The 24,370-nt window shown below is 65.3% G+C and carries 22 protein-coding genes; 17 read left to right on the plus strand and 5 right to left on the minus strand.

Annotated features, from left to right (window positions below; genetic code table 11):
- Window positions 1-8: 8 nt before the first annotated feature.
- The 8 genes from DJFAAGMI_RS16945 to DJFAAGMI_RS16980 all read left to right on the plus strand — a co-directional run bounded on the left by DJFAAGMI_RS16945 (window position 9) and on the right by DJFAAGMI_RS16980 (window position 8,556).
- On the plus strand, window positions 9-1,217 hold the full coding sequence (locus tag DJFAAGMI_RS16945; RefSeq protein WP_211458025.1) for an acetyl-CoA C-acetyltransferase: 1,209 nt from the start codon (window positions 9-11) through the stop codon (window positions 1,215-1,217).
- Window positions 1,218-1,454: 237 nt separating this feature from the next.
- Window positions 1,455-2,435, plus strand: coding sequence for a Bug family tripartite tricarboxylate transporter substrate binding protein (locus DJFAAGMI_RS16950; protein WP_211458026.1), 981 nt, complete (start codon window positions 1,455-1,457; stop codon window positions 2,433-2,435).
- Window positions 2,436-2,437: 2 nt separating this feature from the next.
- Window positions 2,438-3,949: a class I adenylate-forming enzyme family protein gene (locus DJFAAGMI_RS16955; protein ID WP_211458027.1), complete on the plus strand. Its 1,512-nt coding sequence runs from the start codon at window positions 2,438-2,440 to the stop codon at window positions 3,947-3,949.
- Between the two features lie 38 nt (window positions 3,950-3,987).
- A complete protein-coding gene (locus DJFAAGMI_RS16960; RefSeq protein WP_211458028.1) occupies window positions 3,988-4,977 on the plus strand; it encodes a Bug family tripartite tricarboxylate transporter substrate binding protein in 990 nt (329 codons plus the stop codon).
- A 211-nt stretch (window positions 4,978-5,188) separates the two neighbouring features.
- Entirely contained in the window at window positions 5,189-5,578 is a 390-nt protein-coding gene (locus DJFAAGMI_RS16965) for a Zn-ribbon domain-containing OB-fold protein (protein WP_211458029.1), read from the plus strand.
- Entirely contained in the window at window positions 5,575-6,786 is a 1,212-nt protein-coding gene (locus DJFAAGMI_RS16970) for a thiolase (protein WP_211458030.1), read from the plus strand. The genes DJFAAGMI_RS16965 and DJFAAGMI_RS16970 overlap by 4 nt, the downstream gene beginning before the upstream one ends.
- A 169-nt stretch (window positions 6,787-6,955) precedes the next feature.
- Window positions 6,956-8,116: an acyl-CoA dehydrogenase family protein gene (locus tag DJFAAGMI_RS16975; RefSeq protein ID WP_211458031.1), complete on the plus strand. Its 1,161-nt coding sequence runs from the start codon at window positions 6,956-6,958 to the stop codon at window positions 8,114-8,116.
- On the plus strand, window positions 8,113-8,556 hold the full coding sequence (locus tag DJFAAGMI_RS16980) for a PaaI family thioesterase (RefSeq protein ID WP_211458032.1): 444 nt from the start codon (window positions 8,113-8,115) through the stop codon (window positions 8,554-8,556). The genes DJFAAGMI_RS16975 and DJFAAGMI_RS16980 overlap by 4 nt, the downstream gene beginning before the upstream one ends.
- Window positions 8,557-8,656: 100 nt before the next feature.
- On the opposite strand, the gene DJFAAGMI_RS16985 is transcribed toward DJFAAGMI_RS16980, so the two are convergent.
- Window positions 8,657-9,580, minus strand: a complete 924-nt coding sequence (locus DJFAAGMI_RS16985) for a LysR family transcriptional regulator (RefSeq protein ID WP_003070474.1) — start codon at window positions 9,578-9,580, stop codon at window positions 8,657-8,659.
- A gap of 157 nt (window positions 9,581-9,737) precedes the next feature.
- On the opposite strand from DJFAAGMI_RS16985, the gene DJFAAGMI_RS16990 reads away from it, so the two are divergent.
- Window positions 9,738-11,021, plus strand: a complete 1,284-nt coding sequence (locus DJFAAGMI_RS16990; protein ID WP_211458385.1) for a CaiB/BaiF CoA transferase family protein — start codon at window positions 9,738-9,740, stop codon at window positions 11,019-11,021.
- Between the two features lie 50 nt (window positions 11,022-11,071).
- On the opposite strand, the gene DJFAAGMI_RS16995 is transcribed toward DJFAAGMI_RS16990, so the two are convergent.
- The gene (locus tag DJFAAGMI_RS16995) at window positions 11,072-12,139 is read right to left on the minus strand and encodes an NAD(P)H-dependent flavin oxidoreductase (RefSeq protein ID WP_211458033.1); all 1,068 of its coding nucleotides are present in this window, start codon (window positions 12,137-12,139) and stop codon (window positions 11,072-11,074) included.
- Window positions 12,140-12,172: 33 nt separating this feature from the next.
- Window positions 12,173-13,354 (minus strand): YbfB/YjiJ family MFS transporter, encoded by a 1,182-nt coding sequence (locus tag DJFAAGMI_RS17000; protein ID WP_211458034.1) that lies wholly within the window; start codon window positions 13,352-13,354, stop codon window positions 12,173-12,175.
- A 110-nt stretch (window positions 13,355-13,464) separates the two neighbouring features.
- On the opposite strand from DJFAAGMI_RS17000, the gene DJFAAGMI_RS17005 reads away from it, so the two are divergent.
- Window positions 13,465-14,394 carry a LysR substrate-binding domain-containing protein gene (locus tag DJFAAGMI_RS17005; RefSeq protein ID WP_211458035.1) on the plus strand — a complete coding sequence of 310 codons (930 nt, stop codon included), beginning with the start codon at window positions 13,465-13,467 and terminating at the stop codon, window positions 14,392-14,394.
- A gap of 13 nt (window positions 14,395-14,407) precedes the next feature.
- Here DJFAAGMI_RS17005 and DJFAAGMI_RS17010 read toward each other — a convergent pair whose 3' ends face one another.
- Window positions 14,408-15,952, minus strand: coding sequence for a YifB family Mg chelatase-like AAA ATPase (locus DJFAAGMI_RS17010; RefSeq protein WP_211458036.1), 1,545 nt, complete (start codon window positions 15,950-15,952; stop codon window positions 14,408-14,410).
- 85 nt (window positions 15,953-16,037) lie between these two features.
- Entirely contained in the window at window positions 16,038-16,586 is a 549-nt protein-coding gene (locus DJFAAGMI_RS17015; protein ID WP_211458037.1) for a MarR family winged helix-turn-helix transcriptional regulator, read from the minus strand.
- Between the two features lie 92 nt (window positions 16,587-16,678).
- Here DJFAAGMI_RS17015 and DJFAAGMI_RS17020 point away from each other — a divergent pair, with 92 nt between their 5' ends.
- From DJFAAGMI_RS17020 to glcE, 7 genes are all read left to right on the plus strand, one after another.
- Window positions 16,679-17,650: a tripartite tricarboxylate transporter substrate binding protein gene (locus DJFAAGMI_RS17020; RefSeq protein ID WP_211458038.1), complete on the plus strand. Its 972-nt coding sequence runs from the start codon at window positions 16,679-16,681 to the stop codon at window positions 17,648-17,650.
- 129 nt (window positions 17,651-17,779) lie between these two features.
- Window positions 17,780-18,772, plus strand: coding sequence for a Bug family tripartite tricarboxylate transporter substrate binding protein (locus DJFAAGMI_RS17025; protein ID WP_043007149.1), 993 nt, complete (start codon window positions 17,780-17,782; stop codon window positions 18,770-18,772).
- Window positions 18,773-18,885: 113 nt separating this feature from the next.
- The gene (locus DJFAAGMI_RS17030) at window positions 18,886-20,214 is read left to right on the plus strand and encodes a sulfatase family protein (RefSeq protein ID WP_211458039.1); all 1,329 of its coding nucleotides are present in this window, start codon (window positions 18,886-18,888) and stop codon (window positions 20,212-20,214) included.
- Between the two features lie 373 nt (window positions 20,215-20,587).
- Window positions 20,588-21,340, plus strand: coding sequence for a TorF family putative porin (locus tag DJFAAGMI_RS17035; RefSeq protein ID WP_211458040.1), 753 nt, complete (start codon window positions 20,588-20,590; stop codon window positions 21,338-21,340).
- A gap of 17 nt (window positions 21,341-21,357) precedes the next feature.
- The gene (gene glnK / locus DJFAAGMI_RS17040; protein WP_003059648.1) at window positions 21,358-21,696 is read left to right on the plus strand and encodes a P-II family nitrogen regulator; all 339 of its coding nucleotides are present in this window, start codon (window positions 21,358-21,360) and stop codon (window positions 21,694-21,696) included.
- Between the two features lie 39 nt (window positions 21,697-21,735).
- Window positions 21,736-23,088, plus strand: coding sequence for an ammonium transporter (locus DJFAAGMI_RS17045; RefSeq protein ID WP_043007067.1), 1,353 nt, complete (start codon window positions 21,736-21,738; stop codon window positions 23,086-23,088).
- 133 nt (window positions 23,089-23,221) lie between these two features.
- Window positions 23,222-24,370 carry a glycolate oxidase subunit GlcE gene (glcE, locus tag DJFAAGMI_RS17050; protein ID WP_211458041.1) on the plus strand — a complete coding sequence of 383 codons (1,149 nt, stop codon included), beginning with the start codon at window positions 23,222-23,224 and terminating at the stop codon, window positions 24,368-24,370.

A 24,370-nucleotide genomic window follows, 5' to 3' on the forward strand; every position in this document is an offset into this window, starting at 1 on the left:
GCCTCACCATGCGCCGCGCCGCCATTGTTTCCCCGCTTCGCACCCCCGTCGGTACTTTCGGGGGCAGCCTGCGCCCCGTCCCCGTGGAGGAGCTGGCTGCCACCACGGTGCGCGCCGTGGTGGAGCGCAGCGGCATAGACCCCGCCCGCATCGATGATGTGGTGTTCGCCCAGTCGTATGCCAGCAGCGAGACCCCTTGCGTGGGCCGCTGGGCCGCCTTGCAGGCCGGCCTGCCGGTGGAAGTGCCGGGCATGCAGCTGGACCGCCGCTGCGGCGGTGGCCTGCAGGCCGTTGCAACGGCAGCCATGATGGTGCAAAGCGGCGCGGCCGACGTGGTGATTGCCGGCGGCGTGGAGAGTATGAGCAACATCGAGTACTACAGCCCCGACATGCGCTGGGGCGCGCGCTCGGGCAATGTGCGCATGTACGACCGCCTGGATCGCGGCCGTGAGCGCTCGCAGCCCGTGGAGCGCTTTGGCAAGATCTCGGGAATGATCGAGACAGCCGAGAACCTGGCCCGCGACTACGGTATCAGCCGCGAGGCGGCCGACGCCTTTGCCATGCGCAGCCACCAGCGTGCCGCCGACGCCTGGGCCGCTGGCCGCTTTCACCACGAAGTCGTTCCCGTGAGCGTGTCCCAGCGCAAGGGCGAGCCTCTGCTGTTCAGCCAGGACGAGGGCTTTCGCGCCGCCACCACCATGGACAGCCTGGCCAGGCTACGCGTGCTGATGCCGGGCGGCACGGTGACGGCGGGCAACGCCAGCCAGCAAAACGATGCTTCGGCGGCCTGCCTGATCGTGGCCGAGGACAAGCTGGCCGAACTGGGCCTGACGCCCATGGCCGCCCTGGTGGGATGGGCGGCAGCGGGCTGCGAGCCTTCGCACATGGGCATAGGCCCCGTCGCGGCCGTGAAGAAGCTCCTGGCACGCCTGCACCTCACGCTGGACGATATGGATCTGGTGGAACTCAATGAGGCCTTTGCCTGCCAGGTTCTGGCCGTGCTCAAAGGCTGGGAGTGGCATGACCAGGCGGCCATCGAGCACAAGCTGAACGTGAATGGCTCCGGCATCTCGCTGGGTCACCCCATTGGCGCCACCGGCGTGCGCATTCTGGCCACGCTGCTGCACGAACTTGAACGGCGCAAAGGCCGCTATGGCCTGGAGACCATGTGCATCGGTGGTGGCCAGGGCATTGCCGCCGTTTTCGAGCGTTACTGAACACCGTCTCCTCGGTTGTGCTTGCCACCGGCAGTCTTGGCCGGTGGCTTTTTTGCGTGCCTGTGCAGGGATGGCTCAGGGTTACTACCCCATAAAAACGCGCAAAGCCCGGGTTTGCAAAATGCAGATTCCCGTAGGCAACAGGCTCGCCCACCATGGCGTCTTGTCGGTAAACCAGGCCCGATACGCATGACCTTCATGCATACCCACAAGGGCCCCATCACCAGGAGACAAGACATGCACACCTGCACACGTCGCAACGTTCTATTGTCCGCGTTGGCGCTGAGCGCGGCCACCACGGCCATGGCCCAGATCGGTGCCGGCAGCGCCCCTGTTCGCCTGCTGGTCGGCTACTCGGCCGGCGGCCCTGTGGACCAGGGCGCCCGCCTGTTTGCACAAGCGCTTTCCAAGGAGCTGGGCAGCCCGGTCACCGTGGAGAACAAGACCGGCGCCAATGCCACGCTGGCCGGCAGTGAGGTGATGCGCGCCAAGCCCGACGGCAAGACCCTCTGGTTTGCGGCCAGCCCCACCATCACCATCAGCCCCAATGTGATGAAGCAGATGCAGTTCGATCCGGCCAAGGATCTGAGCGCACTGGCCCCCGTGCTGAGCTACTACAACGTGCTGGTGATCAACAACAACGAGCCCTACAAGAACGCAGCCGAGCTGGTCAGCTACGCCAAGGCCCATCCCCAGAAACTCAGCTATGGCTCGGCAGGCATCGGCGGCTCCAACCATCTCGGCGCCCTGCTGTTCGCCACGCGCAGCGGCATCGAGATGAATCATGTGCCCTACAAAGGCAATGCCCCGGCCATGAACGATGTGATCGGCGGCCAGATCAGCATGATGATGGACATCATCAGCACCGCCAGCACCTTTATCCACAGCCACAAGGTACGGGCCGTGGCGGTGACCTCGCCCAGGCGCAACCCCTCTCTGCCCGATGTGCCGACCTTTGGCGAATCCGGCATCGAGGGCCTCAAGGGCTTTGACGTGGGCGGCTGGTATGGAGTCTACGGACCCAAGGGCATGTCGCCGGAGCTGGTGCAGCAGATGAACAAAGCCATCAATGCCGCACTGGGCCAGCCCGAGCTGAAAAAGCGCTACGCAGAACTGGGCTATGACGAATGGACCGGCTCTGCCCAGACGCTGGCCGACCGCGCCGCCAAGGAGCGCGCCATGTGGGCCACCGTGACCCATGGCATCGAGATCAACTGACCATGACTGCACGCATCCACCATTTGCTGGAACGCAGCCTGGAGCAGGGAGCCGATGCCCCCTTCATCCTGCTGCCCGATCGCAGCCTCAGTTTTGGAGATATCTCCCGCCTGGCCGATCAAGCCGAGAAGGAGTTGCGCAGCCTACAGGTCCGCCCCGGCGACCGTGTGATGGTCGTGGCCGAGAACTGCCCCGAACACGCAGCGCTGATCTTTGCCTGCAGCCGCGTAGGCGCCTGGTCCTGCGGCGTCAACGCGCGCATGGCGCCGGCCGAAATCGATGCCTTCGCCGAACGTGCCGATGCGCGCACCGTGTACTTCACGGCCAGCGCTTCCGCCAGCGCACAGGCACATGCCCGGCGCTACCAGGCCATGCCCAGCTGTCTGCCAGGCATGGCCTACAGCCCCATCAAGGCGGACAGCCTCGGTGAAACCGGGCCGCTGCAATCCGAGGTGGCAGGCCTGATCTTCACTTCGGGTACCACGGGCCAGCCCAAGGGAGTGATGCTGGGCCATGATGCGCTGTGCCATTTTGCGCAGCAGTCTGCGGCCTCGCGTGCGCTGTCGCCAGCTGACCGCTGCTATGCCTTCGTACCCATGACGCACATCTTTGGCCTGGCCACCGTCATGCTCACGGCCCTGCATGCGCGGGCCCAGCTGGTAATGCGCCCCCAGTTCGACCCGGCCGATCTGCTGGATGCACTCGAACACCATGGAGTCTCGCAACTGCAAGGTCCGCCCGCACTGTTCTCTCGTCTGTTGGCCTATCTGCAGGAACAAGGCATAGATCAGGTCAAGGCTCCGGCGTTGCGCTTTGTCTATACCGGTGCCGGCCCTCTCGACATGGCGCTCAAGGAACGTGTGGAAACCCTCTTCGGCCAGGCCCTGCACCACGGCTACGGCCTGTCGGAATACGCGGGCTCGGTCCACATCACCCGCATGCGCGAGTGGCGCAAGGACACCAGCGCTGGCTATGCCGTGGCCGAGGCCGAAGTACAGGTGACCGACCCAGCCACCGGCCAGGCCCTGCCCTGCGGAGAGCGCGGAGAGCTGTGGGTGCGCGGCCGCGGTCTGATGCCCGGCTATTTCCGCGACCCGCAAGCCACTGCGGCAGCCATGCGCCCCGGAGGCTGGTATGCCAGCGGCGACCTGGGCGAGTTGAGTTCAGACGGCGCTCTGTGGGTGGTGGGCCGCCTGAAGGAAATGATCATTCGCTCCGGCTTCAACGTCTATCCCGCCGAGGTCGAGACCGCACTCAATGCACATCCCAGCATCGAGCGCTCGGCCGTGGTGGGGCGCAAGGAGGCCGATGGCAACGAACAGGTGATTGCCTTCGTGGAGCTGCGCCCCGGTTGCCAGCTGGATATCCCGGCCCTGCAAGCCCATTTGCGCGAACGCCTGGCGCCCTACAAGCGCCCATCCCGCATCGAGACGGTGGCAGCGCTGCCCACCAACCCCAACGGAAAAATCGTCAAGCGCCTGCTGCATGCCCAGGCCGAATCCCTTCCCATGTGAGGCCCGGGCCTCCGCCAAGATCCAGTGAGACATCCTCCATGCCATCACACGCCGTTTCCCTGAACCGCCGCCACCTGCTCGCAGCGGCCGTGCTCAGCTCCCTGGGCAATGCCTCCTGGTCCCAGGCAAGCCACTGGCCAGTCAAGACCGTGAAATTCACCGTGCCTTTTCCTCCGGGCGGCCCGGTGGACACCACGGCGCGCATCTTCACGCAAAAGCTGACCACGATGTGGAACCAGGCCGCCATCATCGACAACCGCGCCGGCGCGGGCGGTGTGGTCGGTGCCGCGGCTGCAGCCAAGGACCCCGCCGATGGCTACAACTTCTTTGTCGGCTCCATCCACCATGCGGTGAATCCCTGGCTGATGGGCAAGCTCTCCTATGACATCGAAAAGGACTTTGTCCCCGTCAGCTTTGCCGCGCTGTTCCCGGTCTTTCTCGTGGCCCATCCCTCCGTACCGGCAAACAATGTCAAAGAGCTGATAGCCCTGTCCCAAAAAGGCACGGTGCTCAGCTATGGCTCCTCCGGTAATGGCGGCGGCACCCATCTGGCCGGCGAACTCTTCAACATGGAAGCCGGCACCCAGCTGCAGCACATTCCCTACAAGGGCAGTGCACCGGCCATGACCGACTTGCTGGGCGGGCAGATCCAGCTGATGTTTGCCGATGCCCCCTCGGCCCTGCAACACATCAGGACAGGCCGTATCAAGGTGCTGGGCGTGGCCAGCAAGAGGCGCTCGGACATGCTGCCCCAGGTGCCGACGATTGCCGAATCCGGCGGTCTGCCGAACTATGAAGCCTACTCATGGGCAGCGCTGTTTGCACCAGCCAAGACGCCGGAGGCAGTGCTGACCAAGCTGAACGCCGACTTCAACCTGGCCCTGAGCGATCCTGCCGTCAGGACCCGTCTGCTGGAGGCCGGCGCCGAAGGCGATCCTGGCACGCCCGAAGAGATGCGCCAGCGCCTGAAAGGCGAGCTCCGGAAATGGCAGAAGGTGATACAGACCGCAGGCATCAAGGCCGGCTGATCTTCTGTCTCACCGCGCAGCCATGGTTCCGGGGGAAAACAGCATGCCCGAGGCACTTCTGTCGCTTGCGCGCCATGCGCGGTCGCAGTTCTGCTGCACTCCCGGATGCGGCGCCATATTCCGTGAAGACGGTGTTTCAGATTCACGAATTGAGACCGGGGCGCGATGCAGGCATGCTGACCTCAAAACAAGGAAACCCGGAGCCTCACCCATGCACTTAAGCGCGCAGACCCATTACCAGGCCGAACTGGATGCCGGCCGATTCGCCATCCAGCAATGCACTGCCTGCCAGCAACATGTGTTCACCCCGCGTGAGCTGTGCCCGCACTGCGGTGCCAGCCCGCTGCGCTGGGTACGCCCCAGCGGCCAGGGCACGGTCTACTCCACCACCACCATCGCCCGCAAGCCCGAAGCCGGTGGCGACTACAACGTGGCGCTGATCGATCTGGATGAAGACGTGCGCATGATGAGCCGCATCGAAGGCATTGCACCCGAGCGCGTGCAGATCGGCATGCGGGTCACTGCCCAGACGATCCAGCACAACGGCAAGGGACTGGTTGTATTCCACCCCGCCGTCAATGCACCAGGAGAGGTCGCATGAGCGTTTCTCTGCCTTCATCAAGCCTGGATGCCGCAGCCGTGAATCGTGCCCTGCGCGGCAAGGTAGCCATTGCCGGCGCTGCCACCTATGGCTGCGGCGAAGCCCCCGGCATGGACGATATGACGCTGCTGGTACGTGCTGCCCACGCGGCCGTGGCCGATGCCGGCCTGACCATGCAGGACATCGACGGCCTTGCCACCTGCAGTGTCACCGCCAGCATGTGGGCCATGCCGGTGATCGAACATCTGGGCATCAATCCCAGCTACATCGACGGCACCATGCTGGGCGGCAGCAGCTTCGTGGCCCATTTGCTGCCCGCCATGCGCGCGCTGGAAGCCGGCCAGTGCAAAGCCGTGCTGATCTGCTACGGCAGCGCCCAGCGCTCCGGTTCCGCAGGCCGCAAGGACATCGTGGCCGCGCGCCGCACCATGGACCCTCAGCCTTATGAACACCCTTACGAGCCGCTGCTGCCGGCCTCGGCCTATGCGCTGGCTGCCCAGCGCCATATGCACCAGTACGGCACCACGCGCGAGCAGCTGGCCGAGGTGGCGGTAGCGGCCCGTGCCTGGGCCCAGCTCAACCCCGAAGCCTTTATGCGCGACCCGCTCACCATCGACGACGTGCTGAAGGCGCGCATGGTCTCCAGTCCCCTGGGCGTGCGCGACTGCTGTCTGGTCACCGACGGTGCCGGCGCCATCGTGCTCACCCGCGCAGACCGTGCCAGGGATCTGGCACAGCCCCCCGTCTACATCCTGGGCAATGCCACGGCCTGCTGGAACCGCCAGATCTCCTGCATGCCCGATCTGACCGTGACCTCGGCCACCCAATCCGGCCGGCAGGCCTTTGCCATGGCGGGGCTGACGCCAGCCGACATGGACATGGCCCAGCTGTATGACGCTTTCACCATCAACACCATCCTGTTCCTCGAAGACCTGGGCTTTTGCCGCAAGGGCGAGGGCGGTTCCTTTGTGCAAGGCGGCGCCATCGCCCCCGGCGGTCGTCTCGCCGTGAACACCAATGGCGGCGGTCTGTCCTGCGTCCACCCGGGCATGTATGGCGTGTTCCTGCTGATCGAGGCCGTGCGCCAGCTGCGCGGTCAGGCCGGCCTGCGGCAGCTGGAACGCCACCGCACGGCCGTGGTCCATGGCAATGGCGGCACGCTGTCCAGCCAGGCCACGGCGGTTCTGGGAACCGCGCAGGCACTCTAAGCCCAGGCCGCTACGCGTCATCCCTGGCAAGGCACCCGCTTTTCGGTGCAGGCCAGCCTCCGCGCGAAGCTGCACCGGCTTTTTCCTCACGGACAGCAGCTGCTGGGTGGCTCTTGAAGAAGCTACCCATCAGGCAAGACATAGCCATACGAGATAAGGAATAAATCACATGATTCGCGATCCCGAAACCCTTGAAGCCCTGCTCGACAGCGTGCGCCGCTTTGTGCGCGAGCGTCTGGTGCCTGCCGAAAACGAAGTGGCCGACACCGACGAGATCCCCGCCACCATCGTGCAGGAGATGCGCGATCTGGGCCTCTTCGGTCTGACCATTCCCGAGCGCTTCGGGGGTCTGGAGCTGACCATGGAGGAAGAGGTCCGCGTGCTGCTGGAGCTGTGCCAGACTGCACCGGCATTTCGCTCCGTCATCGGCACCACCGTCGGCATTGGCTCACAAGGCATTTTGATGGATGGCACGCCAGAACAACAGGCGCAGTGGCTGCCCAGGCTTGCCACCGGCGAGGTGATTGCTTCGTTCGCGCTGACCGAGCCCGAAGCCGGCTCTGACGCGGCATCGCTGCGCACCACGGCGGTCAAGAACGGCGACCACTACATCGTCAACGGCACCAAGCGCTTCATCACCAATGCGCCGCACGCGGGCATGTTCACACTGATGGCCCGCACCAACCCCGAGGACAAGGGCGCGGGTGGTGTGTCCTCCTTCATCGTCGACGCCAGGTCTGCGGGGATCAGCTTCGGCAAATACGACAGGAAAATGGGCCAACGCGGCGCCCACACCTGCGACGTGATCTTTGACAACGTCAAGGTGCCTGCCGCCAATCTGATCGGCTTGCAGGAAGGCAAGGGTTTCAAGACCGCCATGAAGGTGCTTGAAAAAGGCCGCATCCACATTGCCGCCGTGGCCGTGGGCTGCGCAAAGCGCATTCTGCGCGATGCCTTGCAGTACGCGCTGGAGCGCAAGCAGTTCGGCCAGGCGATATGTGACTTCCAGCTGGTGCAGGCCATGCTGGCCGACAGCCAGGCCGAGCTGTACGCGGCCGAATGCATGACGATCGATGCAGCCCGCCGCCGTGACGACGGCAGCAATGTGTCGACCGAGGCCTCCTGCGCCAAGATGTTCGCCACCGAGATGTGCGGCCGCGTGGCCGACCGCGCGGTACAGATCCTGGGCGGATCGGGCTATATGTCCGAATACGGCATCGAGCGCTTCTACCGCGATGTGCGCCTGTTCCGGCTGTACGAAGGCACGACGCAGATTCAGCAGATCATCATTGCCCGCAACATGGTGCGCGAAGCGCGGGCCAACGCATGAGCGTCATCACCCCGCCGACAACAAGGCCTGTGGAATTCGGCCATGAGCGCAGCGCTTTCATGCGCCTGCTGGGCGCCTGCCAGGTGGCAGATGCGCCCCCAGGCATGGTGCAGATACGACTGCCCGAGTTGCGCGAGGAGCTGCTCAACCAGCTGCCTGCCGCTCATGGCGGCGTGCTGATGAGCCTGCTGGATTCGGTGATGTCGCGCGCCGCCAGCGCGCTGCCCCAGGCGCCGTCGCAAACCGCCGTGACGGTGGAGATGAGCAGCCGCTTTCACCGTCCCGGTCGCGGCGGTTTGCTGGCCGAGGGCTGGGTAGTGCAAGCCAGCCGCAACCTGTGCAGCTGCGCCGCCAGGATCACCGACACACAAGGCACGCTGGTGGCTACCGCCCAGGGCACGTTCAAGTACTGGAAGGCTCCCACCACACTGAAAAAGTGAGCAGCTTCCGCTCATGGAGTCACGTTTTTAGGATTAAATCACCTCTAAATCGATACTCCACGTACGCAACGCGCTCTTGTTTTAGAAAGTGCTTGCGCTCCTAGAGCAGCTTGCCGGTATCGGACGTTCCCGCGGCATCGATCACCAGCAGCTGCACTAGCTCCTTGGCAAAACTGGGCAACGCATCCAGGCTGCGCATACAGATCTGCATATCGCGTAGCGACCAGGCATCCGACAGCGGCACGATGGCGATGTTCATGACCGCCGCATGGCGGCTGGCCGCCGACTCCGGCAGCACGCCTACGCCCACGCCGGACTCGATCATGCGGCAAGCTGTCTCGAAGTTGCCGACCTGGATGCGCTGCTTGATGGGCTTGTGCAGATGGTCCGAGGCCTGACGCAGAAACGCATGGATGGCGCTGGACTCGTGCAGGCCCACATAGTCCAGATCCAGCGTGTCGGAAAACGCCAGCTGCATCTCCCCATCCAGCGCATGCCCCTTGGGCACCACCAACACCAGCCTGTCCTTGCGATAGGGCAGGGTTTCCAGGTTCTCTGTACGCACCAGACCGGCCACGATGCCGATGTCGGTCTGCCCTTCGGTCACGGCGCGCACGATGTCGTGGGACAGACGCTCGCGCAGATCCACATTCACATCCGGATTGCGGCCCAGAAACTCGCGCAATACCGGCGGCAGAAATTCGCTCAGCGAGGTGGTGTTGGCATACACGCGCAGATGGCCCTTGATGCCACGCACATACTCCTGCATGTCACCACGCAGATGCTCGATCTGGCTGAGCACCATGCGCGCATGGGTCACAAACGCCTGGCCGGGCGGCGTCAGCGTCACGCCCTGGCTGGTGCGGTAAAGCAGCTTGGTGCCGATGCTGTCTTCCAGATTCTTGATGCGCGTGCTGGCAGCCGGCAGCGAAATGCACGAGAGCTCGGCGCCACGAGTCATGCTGTTGGCCTCCGCGATATGGGTCATCAAGCGCAGGTCTACGAGGTCAAAGTGCATGGACATGGCCCATTGTAAGAACGCCGCCAGCTGGCTGGCTGTCGCGTATTGGCGCGACCGGCCCGGATAAACCCGGCTTCCATAAATGCGAAGCACGCAACAGACCAGCCTGCCTACGATGGCTGCCAGCCCCTTCGCGGACCTGAACTCTCTTTTCGCTTCCATGACTGCTGCTGCCCCTGACTCTTCCACCACTGCCCGCACAGGTGCCCTGAGCCATCTGCGCGTGCTCGATCTCTCACGCGTGCTCGCCGGCCCCTGGTGCACACAGAATCTGGCCGATATGGGCGCCGACGTGATCAAGATCGAAAAGCCCGGCGAGGGCGATGACACCCGCCACTGGGGCCCGCCCTTTTTTGCAGATGCACAGGGCGACGCCTCTGCCCACGCCTGCTACTTTGCGGCCTGCAACCGCAACAAGCGCTCGGTCACGGTCGACATGGCAACCCCGGAAGGCCAGGCCATCATCCGCGAGCTGGCCAAGGACAGCGACATCGTGGTGGAGAACTTCAAGACCGGCGGCCTGCAACGCTACGGCCTGGACTACGCCAGCCTCGCGGCCCTCAATCCTCGTCTGATCTACTGCTCCGTCACCGGCTTCGGCCATACCGGGCCCTATGCGCCGCGCGCAGGCTATGACCTGCTGATCCAGGCCATGAGCGGCCTGATGAGCATCACCGGCCGCGCGGACAGCGAGCCCGGCAGCGGCCCCTTGCGCGTGGGTGTTGCAGTGATAGATCTGTTCACCGGCATGTATGCCACCAGCGCCATTCTGAGCGCGCTGGAAGCACGGCACCACACGGGCCGAGGCCAGCATATCGATATGGCGCTGCTGGATGTGGCCATGGCAGTGCTGGCCAACCAAGGCACAGGTTTCCTGAACACCGGCAGCATTCCGGGCCGCCAGGGCAACACCCACCCCAGCGTGGTTCCTTATCAGGACTTTCCCACGGCCGACGGCAATATGTTGCTGGCGATAGGCAACGACGGCCAGTTCGCACGCTTTTGCGAAGCGGCCGGCGTGGCCTGGCACCAGGACGCACGTTTCACAACGAACGCGGGCCGGGTCATTCACCGTGTGGAGATGGTGGACATGATGTCCGAGTTGACCCGCAGCCGCAGCACGGCCGACTGGATCGCGTTGCTGGAAGCCCGCGCCGTGCCCTGCGGCCCCATCAACAACATCCGTCAGGCCTTTGAAGACCCCCATGTGCAGGCACGTGGCCTGCGCATCACGCAGCAGCGCTACCCAGAGGGACAGCAGCCTGAGGGCGAGTGCATCAACCAGGTGACAACCACGGCCAGCCCTCTGCGCCTGTCCGACACGCCGGCCACGCTGCGTTATGCACCTCCAGCCCTGGGCCAGCACACCGAGGAGGTGTTGCGTGAAAGACTGCAGCTCGACGCTGCGCAACTGCAGGCGCTGCGCGACAAACAGGTGCTCTAGCTTCGCAAGACCGCTCCATGCCTTGTTGGGCGGCCCTCGCCTGATCCGGGCTAGGCCGAAGTCGCCGCATCCAGCTCCTGCGCCAGCGTTCGCACGAGTTCGGCCGCAGGCATGGCGCGAGCCAGCGGTGCGCCCTGGCCGGCCCAGTGCGCGGCATAGTCGCTACTGCCCTGCGCGCTGGCTGCCTGGTGCAGCGCCTTGCCTGCGTCATACACCATGGGATAGGCGGGCATTGCTCCCGCATAGTCTCGTCCCAGCTGGTGCAGACGGTTGAACATGCCGCGCGCAGGACGCCCGGAAATGGCGGCGGTGATGGCCGTGTGCTGTGCGCTGTCGCCTTGCAGCTCAGCGCGGTAGGCCTGGCTGGCTGCGGATTCGGGGCAGAGGATGAAGGCCGTACCCATCTGCACGGCACAGGCTCCGAGCTGCAGCGCAGCGGCAATGCCCGCGCCGTCCATGATGCCGCCTGCGGCGACCACGGGCAGGCGGCACTCGCGCGCCAGCAACCGCACCAGCGCCAAAGTCCCAATCAGCCTGTCCTGCTCTGGCACGAAAGCGCCGCGATGGCCGCCCGCCTCCATGCCCTGGGCCACGATCACATCCACCCCGGCCTGCTCGATCTGGCGCGCCTCATCGAGACTGGTGGCACAGGCCAGCGTGGTGATGCCGGCAGCACGCAAGGCATCGACAAAGCTCTGCTCCGGCAGGCCGAAATGAAAGCTCACCACAGCAGGGCGCAGCTCCAGCAGCATGGCCTGCAATCGCGCATTGCCCAGCGCAGACTCGTAAATGCAGCGCAGGCCAGACGGCACGGGCGCGCCGTAGCGCTCGAACTCCGGCGCCAGATAGCGCAGCCACTGCGCTTCGCGCTCGGCATCTGCTACCGGCGCACGATGACAGAAAAGGTTGACATTGAAGGGGCGATCGGTCAGCGCACGCGTCTGTTCGATGTGCTGGCGCGCCTGCTCAAGGCCGTAGGCGCCTATGCCGACCGAACCCAGGGCGTATGCATTGCTCACGGCAGCCGCCAGCTGCGGAGTCGAGGTCCCGGCCATCGGGGCCTGAATGATGGGATGCTGCAGACCCAGGCCTGTCATCCACAAAGGTAGTTTGCTCATCGCGCGTCTCCTGGTTGTCACTTCTCGATCAGATCACTGCGCCGCGCGGGCCAGACGGCTGGAGGCCACCAGCAGCGCCCCCAGGCCCAGCGCCGCGCAGCCCAGCACGAACAGCTGACGATAGCTGCCGCTGCTGGCGTAGACAAATGCCATCAGATAGCCGGAGCTGGCCTGCAACAGCGCAAATGCCGCCGTGGCATAGCCCCACATTTTCTTGTGCTGGCCGGGGCCGATGAGCTGCATCAGATAACCCGAGGTGATGGCCGCCATGCCCGGTGACAGCGCCCCCACCACAAAACCCGACAGCGCATGACCGCCGAAACCGGCCCAGACCAGCGGCAGGCCGATGGCCACGGCCTTGAGGGCATAGGCGCCCGTGGTCGTGCCCCACCAGCCCCAGCGCGTTGCGCTGTAGGCCGCACACAGCGGCCCGACCATCGCGCCAAGCCCGAAGAATGCCCATTGCGTCGAAGCATAGGCGCCGCCCAGCTGCAGCTCACGATCCAGGTAGTCCACCCAGAACACGGTGTGCGGCACAAAGCCGAAGGCGTCGCAGGCATAGGCGGTCAACACCAGGATCACCGCCAGGCTCCATGGCGTTGCACTGGACGTTGCGGCCGTCGCCGTGGGCTGGACCGCCACCGGCGCATGCAGCGGGATCTGGCGCGCAGCATGCCATCCGCTGTAAAGCGCCAGCGCACATAGTGCCGTCAGCGCCCACCAGACGGCGCTCAGGCTGCTGCGCGCAAACATGGGCACCAGCGTGGCGGCCAGCAAGGCTCCCACGCCAATGCCGCAGAACATCAGCGGGCCCAGCGTGGCGCGGCGCTGCGGCGCGGCCGCAGCCATGGCCACCGACGGGCCCAGCACCATCAGCGCGGCACCGGCAATGCCCGAGATCAGCCGCCAGACAAAGAACAGGGCCATGGGCTGGGGCAGGCTGCAGCCGGCAAAGCTGAGCATCACGGCCACCCAGCAGATCACCAGCACGCGCAGCGCGCCCATGCGCTCGGCCAGCGGCGCGGCGACCAGGGCCCCGATCAGATAGCCGAGCAGGTTGGCAGCCCCCAGATAAGCCACCTGCTCGCCGCTGAACCAGCCCGCATGGACCATCTGCGGCATCAGCGCCGTATAGGCGAAACGGGCCAGGCCGACGCCGCTCAAGGTGGCCATGAAACCGGTCAACAGCAGGGGAAGTTCTTTGCGCTCGATCACAGCTCGGGTTCCGGAGGGTAATTGGCATCAAGCCTAAACGCTGTGACGCGATCATGTCCAATGATTCAAAATGATGACTTACATCTCATTTCAAGATATTGGAGCCGCATATGCAACTCAAATCCCTGCGCATGTTCGAAGCCGTCTGCGAAAGCGGCAGCTTTGGTGCCGCTGCCCAGCGGCTGCACACCGTGCAGTCCAATGTCACGGCCCATATCAAAAAGCTCGAGGACGAAGCGGGCGTGCAGCTGCTGATGCGGGCCAACCCGGTCTTTCCCACTCCGGCCGGACGTACGCTGCTGGAATCTGCGCGGCAGATGCTGCAGTCGCATGATCAGGTGCTGGCCATGCTGCAAACCCGGCAGTTTGCTGCCGGCCAGGTCAAGGGTGCCTTGTGCATAGGGTCCATGGAAACCACGGCCGCCCTGCGCCTGCCGCCCCTGCTGGCCGAGTTGCGCAGGCTGCATCCGGGCATCGACCTGGAACTGGATGCCCAGCCCACGGCCGCCTTGCTGATGGAGCTGGCAGCCGGCCGCATCGACTGCGCCTTCATCAACGGAGCCGCACCGCAGAGCGAGCTGCATTCCTGGCCGCTGTTCCGCGAAGAGCTGGTGCTGGTCAGCGGACAGCCGCTGACGCGCTTCCCCACCGCTGCGGACTTCGGCAACGCCGTGTTCCTGGCCTTCCGTCAGGGCTGCAGCTACCGCCAGCGGATCGAGCTGCTGATGGCCTCGATGGGGGTGACGGCGGTGCGCATCATGGAGCTGGGCATGCTGGACACCATCCTCGGCTGCGTGGCCGCCGGCATGGGTTATGCGCTGCTGTCGCGCTCTCTGGTCGAAGCCCAGCAGCAGCGCTTTGGCGTGCACTGGATGACCTTGCCCGGCAGGAGCGGACAGGAGCTGGCCTTTGTCGATACCTGTTTTGTGACCGCCGCCGTTGAGGGCTGGTCCCCCGCACTGCACGCATTTGCGCAGGTGTTGGGCGTCGATCCCCGAACCACGCAGGCACGGCCCGTGCCGCTGGCCCTGGCGGCCTGAGCACGGCCAGGCATCACGGCTGCATCAGCGCACGGCGGTATTGCAATGCCTCGGCCAGATGGGCCTGCGTGATGGAATCAGAGCCAGCCAGATCGGCAATGGTGCGTGCCACCTTCAGGGCCCGGTGCGTGCCGCGCGCCGACCAGCCAAGGCGCGCTGCTGCCTTGTGCGCAAAGGTCAGCGCCTCGGGCTCCAGCTGCAGATGCGTGTCGAGCTGCACCCCCTGCAACTGATGATTGGGCAGGCCCTGGCGCTGCAAGGCCTTGTCCCTGGCCGCACTCACGCGTTGCTGCACGGCAGCGCTGCTCTCGCCCTCGGGCGCTGCCAGCAGCTCCTGGGGCGACAGTGCCGCCACCTCCACATGCAGATCGATGCGGTCCAGCAAAGGCCCGCTGATGCGCGCCTGATAACGCGCCACCTGATCGGGCGAGCAGCGGCAGGCCCTGATGCGCGATCCCCAGTAGCCGCAGGGGCAGGGATTCATGGCGGCCACCAGCTGGAAACGGGCCGGAAACTCCGCCCTCTGCACGGCCCGCACGATGGTGATGCGCCCAGTCTCCAGCGGCTCGCGCAGGGCCTCCAGGGCGCTGCGCGCGAACTCGGGCAGTTCGTCCAGAAAAAGCGCCCCGCAATGGGCATAGGAGATTTCGCCAGGCCGGGGCGGAGAGCCGCCGCCGACCAGCGCAATGGAGCTGGCCGTGTGATGGGGCGCAGCAAACGGTCGCTGGCGCCACAACTGCGGCGTGAAGCGGCCGCTGAGGCTGGCAATGGCGGCGGCTTCGAGCGCTTCCTCATCGGTCATGCCCGGCAGCAGGCCGGCAAAGCGCTGCGCCAGCATGGATTTGCCCGAACCCGGAGGGCCGATCATCAGCACGCCATGCGCGCCGGCAGCTGCGATTTCCAGCGCGCGCTTGGCCTGCATCTGGCCGCGCACCTCGCGCAGATCCGACGTCGGCACAGGAGCTTCAGCCGGCCTGCAACGCAGTTGCTGCCAGCCCTGCGCGGCATCGGCATCGGCATCGGGCGACAGGGGTGCGTCATGCGCGATGAACTGCCTGACCACATCCAGCAGATGCGCGGCGCTGAAGACTTCGATTGCCGGAACGAAGGCGGCCTCCTGCGCACTGTCCGGCGGCAGCACCAGGCGCACGCGGTGCTGCTGACGCTGCAAGGCCAGCGCCGTCGCCAGGGCCCCGCGCACCGGGCGCAGGGCACCGGTCAGGGACAGCTCACCCGCAAACTCATAGTCGGCGAGCCGCTGTGCATCGATCTGCCCGCTGGCCGCCAGGATGCCCAGCGCTATCGGCAGGTCAAAGCGGCCGGAGTCCTTGGGCAGGTCTGCCGGAGCCAGATTCACCGTGATGCGCTGGTTGTTCGGGAACTCCAGCCCCGCATTGACGATGGCCGCGCGCACGCGCTCGCGTGCCTCCTTGACCTCTACATCCGCCAGGCCCACCAGGGTGAACGAAGGCAGACCGTTGGCCAGATGGACCTCCACAGTGACGCCTGGTGCCTGCAAGCCCAGCAAGGCACGACTTTGAACCAGAGCCAGACCCATCACGCCCCCTCCCCTTCAAGCCGGACTGTAGGGTCTAGCGTATGCGCCAGCAGCTCAAACAGGCAATAGGGGTGTGCACAGGCCGTCAGCCGGCGGCGTCATCACGGGCAGGCGGCCTGCCGGCGGCCCGGCCACGACGGCGCTCGGCCTTGGGAAAGCTGCCCTGCTCCTGCATGCGGGCCGCCCGATTGCGCACGCGCTCGAACACCTGCGACAGCACCTGAAGCTCGGCATCGCTGACGTCGCCGAGCAGCTCCTGGTTGATTGCCTGAATCTGCGGAAACAGCTGCACATGCAGCGCCAGCCCGGCTGCCGTCAGCTGCACCATGGCCTGGCGCCCGTCGCCGGCCATGCCCTGCTTGTGCAGCAGCCCCTTGGCAATCAGCGTGGAGATGGTGCGCGAGGTGCGCGTGCGATCGAGCTGCGCCAGCTCCGCGAGCCGGGACGGCTGCATGGCGCCCTTGGTGGCCAGCAGGCCGATCATGCGCCACTCGCGCCGGGTGATGCCGAAGCCGCCCTCACACAGGCGCACCACCATGGTCCCGGTAGAGCTCATCAGACGGGCCAGATGGTAGAGGAACAGATCGTCCAGCTCGGACGGCTGCCGCCAGGGGTGGCGCTGCACCTTGGTCATGGATGTTTGTGGGTTTTCTCTAGGAATGATGGATTAGATCCATTATCGAGTCACTGCTTACAGTGGCTCCAAAGAAAACGACAGGAGACACCATGCCTTGCACCCGTATCGCCCGCCGCACTCTGGCCGGGCTGGCGGCCGCCGTGCTGCTCACGGCAGCCCATGCGGCCGACACCTGGCCCGCCAAGCCCATACGCATCATCGTTCCCACACCGCCCGCCGGCCCGTCCGACATCGCCGTGCGCCCGCTCGCAGCGGCCGTGCAGAAGGCCCTGGGCCAGGCCGTGATCGTGGAGAACCGGGCCGGGGCTAACGGCAATATCGGGGCAGCCGAGGTCGCCCGCGCCCCGGCCGACGGCTACACCTGGCTGTGGGCCATGGACCCGGTGCTCACCGTCAACAAGCATATCTACAAGAACATCGGCTACTCCAGCGATGCCATCGTGGTGCTCAATGCCGCCGCCAGGTTCTCGCAGACCCTGATCTGCAACCCCAGCCTCGGCTTCAAGTCCGTCAAGGACATGCTGGACGCCGCCAAGGCGCGCGAGCTGACCTATGCCACGGGCGGCGCGGGCTCGCCCGGCCATCTGGTCATGGAGTCCCTGCTGTCCAGCACCGGCGTGAAGATGGTGCATGTGCCCTACAAGGGGCCGGCACCGGCCATGCAGGACCTGATGGGCGGCCAGGTGGACTGCGGCTTCCTGGCAGCACCCACGGTGCTGCCCCAGATCCAGAGCGGCCGGGTCAGCGCCCTGGCCACCACGGGGCGCACGCGCTCGCCCCTGCTGCCGACATTGCCCACGATTGCCGAGTCCGGCTACCCCGACTTCGACGGCACCTACTGGCTGCTTCTCGCCGCCCCCAAGGGCGTTCCTGCCGAGATCCAGAAGCGCTTTCTCGCCGCCATGGATGCCGCCATCCGCTCGCCGCAGCAGCAGGAGCGGGTCAAGGCCGTGGATATCGAGATGGTGGGCAGCAGTCCCGAGCAGGCCCAGGCCAGAGTGCGCGAGATCTCGGACAAATGGGAAGCGCTGGCCCGCAAGATCAATCTGAAACCCGATTGAGGCCGCAGGCCCGGACACCGCCCGCCCGAGCTGTTCAGGCCGGTGCCGGCACGCACTTACACTGCCCACTTTCCCATCAGCAATGGCGTGAGACCGCGGCGCGGATCACAGACCAGGAGAGACATGACGATGCAAAGAAGAATCTTCGGCAAGCTCGCGGCGGGGCTCGGCCTGAGCGCAGGATTGCTGGGCAGCGGCGCGCTGCAGGCCCAGGAGACCCATGCCCTGTTTCCCAACAAGACACCGCTGCGCATGGTGGTCGGCTATCCGCCCGGCGGCGCCACCGACCGCGTGGCACGCATCGTGGCCGACCGCCTGCAGGCCCGGCTGGGCAGCCCGGTGATCGTGGAAAACAAGCCCGGTGCGGGCGGCCGTCTGTCGGCCCAGTACGTGAAGAACGCGCCCGCCTCCCAGCCAGCCGTGCTGCTGGCCAATCCCGCCGTGATGGTGGTCGCGCCGCTGGTGTTCCCGGACTCGGGCTACGACCCGGAAAAGGACTTCCGCCCCATCAGCGAGGTGAACCGCTACGAGTTCGGCCTGGCCGTCGCCAGCGCCGTGCCCGTGAAGGAGCTGCCGCACCTGCTGGCCTGGCTCAAGGCCAATCCGCAGCAGGCCAATTTCGGCGTGCCGGCCACGGGCAGCCTGCCGCACTTTTTCGCGCTGATGCTGGGCGAGACCGCCAAGGTGCCGGTCGAGGTCGTGGGCTACAAGGGCTCGGGCCCGCTGCTCACCGACCTGATGGGCGGGCAGATCCCCATCGCCGTGGACACCTTCGACACCCAGATTGCCCAGCACGAAGCGGGCAAGCTGCGCGTGCTGGCCACCTCGGGCGAGCGCCGCAGCGCCATGGCGCCCGGCATTCCCACGCTCAAGGAGCTGGGCGTGAACCTGGTCGGCACGGGCTGGAACACCTTGTTCGCCCCGCAGAGCATGGCGCCGGCCACGGTGCAGCGCCTGTCCCAGCTAGTGCAGGAGGTGATGAAGGAAGCCGACACGCAGCACAAGTTCGCCGCCTCCAACCTGGTGCCCGTGGTCAGCAGCGCGCAGGACACGGAAAAAATGCTCAAGGCCTACCGCGCGCAATGGGCGCCGGTGGTGCAGCGTTCAGGCTTCAAACCCTGATATTTGAGGAGCACCTATCGCTTGCTACCAAACATTTTCAGCATCAAATCTATTCAGAATCCTTTATTAAAAAGCGATAGAAGCTCCTGTTTTTGAATGTTCCCCGCTCTCCCATGACCGACTCCCGCCCCAACCTGATCTTCATCCTGGCCGATGACCTCGGCTATGCCGACCTGGGCTGCACCGGTGCGCGCGATGCACACAACAACGCCACCGACGTCTCGCCGCGTCTGGACGCCATGGCCGCCCAGGGCCTGCGCTTCACGCGCGGTTACTCCAACTCGTCGGTGTGCTCGCCCACGCGCTTTGCGCTGGCCACGGGCCGCTGGCAGTACCGCCTGCGCGGTGCGGCCGAGGAACCCATCGCCAGCGTGCATGGCGACAAGGTGCTGGGTCTGCCGCCCGATCACCCCACGGTGGCCTCGCTGCTGCGCGATGCCGGCTACGCCACGGCCCTGGTCGGCAAATGGCATCTGGGCTATCCGCCACATTTCGGCCCGCGCCTGTCGGGCTATGAGGAGTTCTACGGCTTTCACGCCGGCGGCGCCGACTACTTCGCCCACTGCGATCCGCGCGGGCGCCCCGACTTCTGGCGCAACGAGGAGCCGCACACCGAAGACGGCTACCTGACCGATCTGCTGAGCCGCCGCGCCGTGGACTTCGTCAAGCGCCAGACGGCCGAGCAGCCCTTCTACCTCTCGCTGCACTACAGCGCGCCGCACTGGCCCTGGCTGACGCGCGAGGACCGCGCCGAGTCCGAACGCCTTCAAGGCATGGGCAAGCATATCGACGGCGGCTCCATCGACACCTATCAGCGCATGATCCATCACATGGACGAAGGCATCGGCTGGCTGCTGGATGCGCTGGAGGAAAAAGGCATGAGCGAGAACACGCTCATTGTCTTCACCAGCGACAACGGCGGCGAGCGCTTCTCCAATACCTGGCCTTTCGTGGGCCAGAAGATGGACCTGCTCGAAGGCGGCATCCGCGTGCCGTTGCTGGCACGCTGGCCGGCGCGCATGACGTCCGGTGCCGTCTGCGACACGCCCAGCCTGACCATGGACTGGTCAGCCACCTTCCTGGCTGCAGCGGGCGTAGCCGCACATGCCGACTATCCGCTGGACGGCATCAGCCTGCTGCCCCTGATGCAGGATCAAGGCTGGATGCCCGAGCGCGACCTGGCCTGGCGCATGAAGCACCGCGAGCAAAAGGCCTTGATACGCGGCGACTGGAAATATCTGCAGATCGAAGGCATCGAGTACCTGTTCCACATCGGCAACGACCCGCGCGAGCGTGCCAATCTGCGCGATCGCGAGCCCCGGAAGCTGGCCGAGCTGCGCAGCGCCTGGGAGCATTGGAATCAGGACTTGCCGCCGATTCCCGAGGAAGCCAAGGTCTCGCTGGTATTCACCAAGGCAGACCTGCCGCAGGCCAGCTTCTGAGCGACGCGCAACCTGCAAGCCCATCGCCCTGGCGGTGGGCTTTTTTGCGCCTGCGCTCAAACAAAGAGCATGCACTCACTTGCAAATCACCTGTTTGGTGCAAAAAGCCGCGCAAAAGCCGGGCCATGGCGGTGCATCACAAAAACGCACCATCTTGGTGCAATCCATCCAGCCCACCAGCCAGGTGGCGAAAGTTGCGCTCAGTGATTGTGAAAATTCGTAGCTTTTTGTACCCGGCAGCTATGGCCCGCTGCCTGTTTTAGGCCGATGGCTGCGAACCGCGCCGCCGCGGCCGCAGAGACTGGCACGGTCTGTGCTTTGAGAGTTCATCCGAGATTTTTGCCACGAAATTTTCAAACCGGAGGAACCCTGAATGCCCAGTCCCGCTGCTAGCCGTTTCAAGACTTTCGCCAAGACCGCCGCCCTGGCCTGTGCCGTTGTCGCCCCCATGTGGGCTCATGCCCAGCTCTCCGCCAACGTTGCCCTGACCACCAACTACAAGTTCCGCGGTCAGGACCAGGACGCCAGCCGCACCAAGGCCATCAAGCCTGCGCTGCAAGGCGGCTTCGACTACACGTTCGGCGACAGCGGCTTCTACGTCGGCAACTGGAACTCCTCCGTGGACTGGCTGCCCGGCAACTCGCTGGAAACCGACTTCTACGGCGGCTACAAGTTCAAGGCCGCCGATGTGGACTGGGACGTGGGCCTGCTGACCTATGTCTATTCCGGCAATGCCAATGGCAACACCACCGAGATCTACGGCTCCGGCACCTATGGCCCGTTCACGGCCAAGTACTCGCACACGGTGTCCAAGGACTACTTCGGCTGGGCCGGCGCCAAGGCGGGCTCGGGTCTCAAGGGTCGCAACACCGGTTATCTGCAGTTCTCCTACAGCCAGGAAGTGATGCCCAAGGTGACACTGAAAGCATCAGTTGGTTACACCCATTTCTCCAGCGACATCAAGGACCTGGGCGTTCCCAACTATGTGGACTACAGCGTCGGTGGTGCCTATGACCTGGGCGACGGCTTCTCTGCAGCAGCTGCGGTGACCGGCGCCAACAAGAAGGCCTACTTCGGCGATGTGAACAAGGCGCGTCTGATTCTGACGCTCTCCAAGACTTTCTAATTTTTCAGGAGCCCGTCATGAAAATGGTGATCGCCATCATCAAACCCTTCAAGCTCGACGAAGTGCGTGAAGCTCTTTCCCAAATCGGTGTCCAAGGCATCACCGTGACCGAAGTCAAGGGCTTTGGCCGTCAGAAAGGTCACACCGAGCTGTACCGCGGTGCCGAGTACGTGGTGGACTTTCTGCCCAAGCTGAAGATCGAGGCCGCGATTGCCGACGATCTGGTGGACGCCGCCATCGACGCCATCGAGGGCGCGGCCCGCACCGGCAAGATCGGCGACGGCAAGATCTTTGTGCAGGCGCTGGAGCAGTCGATCCGTATCCGTACAGGAGAAACCGGCGACGCGGCCCTGTAAAGGCTCAGTCTCTCTGGAACCGTTTTGAGAAAGATTGCCATGACCAAGAAATTATTGAGTGCAGGCCTGGGACTGGGCCTGCTGGCTGCAAGCGCTGCTGGCTTTGCCCAGGAAGCCGCCACCGCTGCCGCCGCCGCAGCACCTGTGGCCGAAGCCGCAGCCGAGGCTGTTCCCACCCTGAGCGCCGGCGATACCGCCTGGATGCTGACCTCGACCATGCTGGTGATCCTGATGGTCATCCCCGGCCTGGCGCTGTTCTACGGCGGCCTGGTGCGCAGCAAGAACATGCTGTCCGTGCTGGCGCAGGTCTTCGTGATCTTTTCGCTGATCACCGTGCTGTGGGCCATCTACGGCTACTCGCTGGCCTTTGGCGGCGAGGGCAAGTTCTTCGCGGGCTTCGACAAGCTGTTCCTCATGGGCATCACGCCTGACACGCTGTCGTCCATGCTCAAGACCATCCCCGAATACGTGTTCGTGGCCTTCCAGTCCACCTTCGCGGCCATCACCGTGGCGCTGATCGTGGGTGCGTTCGCCGAGCGCATCAAGTTCGCGGCCGTGATCGTGTTCTCCGTGCTGTGGTTCACCTTCAGCTACATCCCCATGGCCCACATGGTGTGGGGCGGCGGTCTGCTGGGTGCCGATGGCGCACTGGACTTCGCTGGCGGCACCGTGGTGCACATCAACGCAGCCGTCGCCGGCCTGGTGGGTGCCTACATGCTGGGCAAGCGCATCGGCTTCGGCAAGGAAGCCCTGCCTCCTCACAGCCTGACGCTGACCATGGTGGGCGCTTCCCTGCTGTGGGTGGGCTGGTTCGGCTTCAACGCCGGCTCTGCCGGTGCCGCCAACGGCATTGCCGGCCTGGCCTTCATCAACACCATCCTGGCGACCGGCGCTGCCGCCATCTCCTGGATCGTGGCCGAAGCGCTGCTGCGCGGCAAGGCCTCCATGCTGGGCGCCGCCTCGGGTGCCGTGGCGGGTCTGGTGACCATCACGCCCGCCGCCGGCTTCGTCGGCCCCATGGGCTCCATCGTCATGGGCATCATCGCAGGCCCTCTGTGCTTCTGGGGCGTCTCCGGCCTGAAGCACCTGCTCAAGGTCGACGACGTCTGCGACGTGTTCGGCGTCCACGGTGTCGGCGGTATCCTGGGTGCCATCCTGACCGGCGTGTTCTGCGCCAAGGGCCTGGGCGGTATCGAGCCCGAGGGCTACAACATGGCCCATCAGCTGTGGGTGCAGGTCGAGAGCGTGCTGGTGACCATCGTCTGGTCCGGCGTGGTCTCTTACGTGGCCTACAAGATTGCCGATCTGACCGTGGGTCTGCGTGTCTCGGAAGAGTCCGAACGCCAAGGCCTGGACATCACTTCCCATGGCGAGGTGGCCTACACCCGCTAATCGGCAGGCTCTTCGCAAGTTCAGTTTCATTACGTTGCCCCGCAGTGCAAGCTGCGGGGCTTTTTTTATTCACGCCTGCTTTTCAAAAAAATCAAAGATCGGCCCTTCCTGCCCCGGGGGCGCCCCGGCTACCATGCAGGCCATGGATTCAGCCACCAGCCAAATCAATCAGCTCAGCGAGCGCATTCGCGCCGCTGCCAGTGACAAGACCCCGCTGCGCATCTGCGGCGGCGGCAGCAAGGACTTCTACGGCCTGCGCCTGCAGGGTGAGCCGCTGTCCACGCGCGCGCTCAGTGGCATCGTCAGCTACGAGCCCAGCGAGCTGGTGGTCACCGTGCGCGCCGGCACGCCGCTGGCCGAGCTGGAAGCGAGCCTGGCCGCCCAGGGCCAGTGCCTGGCCTTCGAGCCGCCGCACCTGGGTGCCGGCAGCACCGTGGGCGGCATGGTCGCCGCAGGCCTGTCGGGCCCGTCGCGCGCCAGCGTGGGCGCAGTGCGCGATTTCGTGCTGGGCCTGGAGATGATCAACGGTCAGGGCGAGCTGCTGCGCTATGGCGGCCAGGTCATGAAGAATGTGGCCGGCTATGACGTCTCACGCCTGATGGCGGGCAGCTGGGGAACGCTGGGCCTGATCACCGAGGTCAGCCTCAAGGTCCTGCCCATAGCTCCGGCTGAGGCCACGCTGCGCTTTGACGCCTGCAGCCAGATGCAGGCATTGGACTGGCTCAATCACTGGGGCGGTCAGCCGCTGCCGCTCAATGCCAGCAACTGGCTGGAAGAAGACGGCAAGGGCACGCTGTATCTACGCCTGCGCGGCGCCCGCGCGGCCGTGCAGGCCGCCACGCTGCGCCTGGGTGGCGAGCGGCTGGACAACGATGCCGTCGCCGCCGACTGGAGTGCCAGCCGCGATCTGAGCCTGCCCTGGTTCCAGCAGCGCGCTGCCAATCATTGTCTGTGGCGTCTGTCCGTTCCCGCGACCGCAGCACCGCTGCCATTGCCCGGCGATGCCGTCGGCCCCTTGATCGACTGGCATGGCGCACAGCGCTGGGTGCAGGCCCCGCGTTCGGCCGCCGCAGCCTTGCAGCAGCTGGCGCAGGCAGCCGGTGGTTCCGCCTCGCTTTTCAGGGCCGAGGAAGGCAGCCAGACAAGCGCCAATAGCGATCTCGACACGCATGCACAGGCCAGCCCTGCAGGCCGCACATCGGCACAGCTGCATGCCCGCCTCAAGCAGGCCTTCGACCCCGCCAGCATTCTCAATGTGAACCGTCTCTCGGCGCATTGGTAA

It is taken from the genome of Comamonas brasiliensis (genome assembly GCF_018292285.1).
GTDB lineage: Bacteria > Pseudomonadota > Gammaproteobacteria > Burkholderiales > Burkholderiaceae_C > Comamonas > Comamonas brasiliensis.

Excerpts from the sequence above, each read along its gene's own strand:
- DJFAAGMI_RS16945 (WP_211458025.1), top strand. The coding sequence starts at position 9 with ATGCGCCGCGCCGCCATTGTTTCCCCGCTTCGCACCCCCGTCGGTACT.
- DJFAAGMI_RS16950 (WP_211458026.1), top strand. The coding sequence starts at position 1,455 with ATGCACACCTGCACACGTCGCAACGTTCTATTGTCCGCGTTGGCGCTG.
- DJFAAGMI_RS16955 (WP_211458027.1), top strand. The coding sequence starts at position 2,438 with ATGACTGCACGCATCCACCATTTGCTGGAACGCAGCCTGGAGCAGGGA.
- DJFAAGMI_RS16960 (WP_211458028.1), top strand. The coding sequence starts at position 3,988 with ATGCCATCACACGCCGTTTCCCTGAACCGCCGCCACCTGCTCGCAGCG.
- DJFAAGMI_RS16965 (WP_211458029.1), top strand. The coding sequence starts at position 5,189 with ATGCACTTAAGCGCGCAGACCCATTACCAGGCCGAACTGGATGCCGGC.
- DJFAAGMI_RS16970 (WP_211458030.1), top strand. The coding sequence starts at position 5,575 with ATGAGCGTTTCTCTGCCTTCATCAAGCCTGGATGCCGCAGCCGTGAAT.
- DJFAAGMI_RS16975 (WP_211458031.1), top strand. The coding sequence starts at position 6,956 with ATGATTCGCGATCCCGAAACCCTTGAAGCCCTGCTCGACAGCGTGCGC.
- DJFAAGMI_RS16980 (WP_211458032.1), top strand. The coding sequence starts at position 8,113 with ATGAGCGTCATCACCCCGCCGACAACAAGGCCTGTGGAATTCGGCCAT.
- DJFAAGMI_RS16985 (WP_003070474.1), bottom strand. The coding sequence starts at position 9,580 with ATGTCCATGCACTTTGACCTCGTAGACCTGCGCTTGATGACCCATATC.
- DJFAAGMI_RS16990 (WP_211458385.1), top strand. The coding sequence starts at position 9,738 with ATGACTGCTGCTGCCCCTGACTCTTCCACCACTGCCCGCACAGGTGCC.
- DJFAAGMI_RS16995 (WP_211458033.1), bottom strand. The coding sequence starts at position 12,139 with ATGAGCAAACTACCTTTGTGGATGACAGGCCTGGGTCTGCAGCATCCC.
- DJFAAGMI_RS17005 (WP_211458035.1), top strand. The coding sequence starts at position 13,465 with ATGCAACTCAAATCCCTGCGCATGTTCGAAGCCGTCTGCGAAAGCGGC.
- DJFAAGMI_RS17010 (WP_211458036.1), bottom strand. The coding sequence starts at position 15,952 with ATGGGTCTGGCTCTGGTTCAAAGTCGTGCCTTGCTGGGCTTGCAGGCA.
- DJFAAGMI_RS17015 (WP_211458037.1), bottom strand. The coding sequence starts at position 16,586 with ATGACCAAGGTGCAGCGCCACCCCTGGCGGCAGCCGTCCGAGCTGGAC.
- DJFAAGMI_RS17020 (WP_211458038.1), top strand. The coding sequence starts at position 16,679 with ATGCCTTGCACCCGTATCGCCCGCCGCACTCTGGCCGGGCTGGCGGCC.
- DJFAAGMI_RS17025 (WP_043007149.1), top strand. The coding sequence starts at position 17,780 with ATGCAAAGAAGAATCTTCGGCAAGCTCGCGGCGGGGCTCGGCCTGAGC.
- DJFAAGMI_RS17030 (WP_211458039.1), top strand. The coding sequence starts at position 18,886 with ATGACCGACTCCCGCCCCAACCTGATCTTCATCCTGGCCGATGACCTC.
- DJFAAGMI_RS17035 (WP_211458040.1), top strand. The coding sequence starts at position 20,588 with ATGCCCAGTCCCGCTGCTAGCCGTTTCAAGACTTTCGCCAAGACCGCC.
- glnK (WP_003059648.1), top strand. The coding sequence starts at position 21,358 with ATGAAAATGGTGATCGCCATCATCAAACCCTTCAAGCTCGACGAAGTG.
- DJFAAGMI_RS17045 (WP_043007067.1), top strand. The coding sequence starts at position 21,736 with ATGACCAAGAAATTATTGAGTGCAGGCCTGGGACTGGGCCTGCTGGCT.
- glcE (WP_211458041.1), top strand. The coding sequence starts at position 23,222 with ATGCAGGCCATGGATTCAGCCACCAGCCAAATCAATCAGCTCAGCGAG.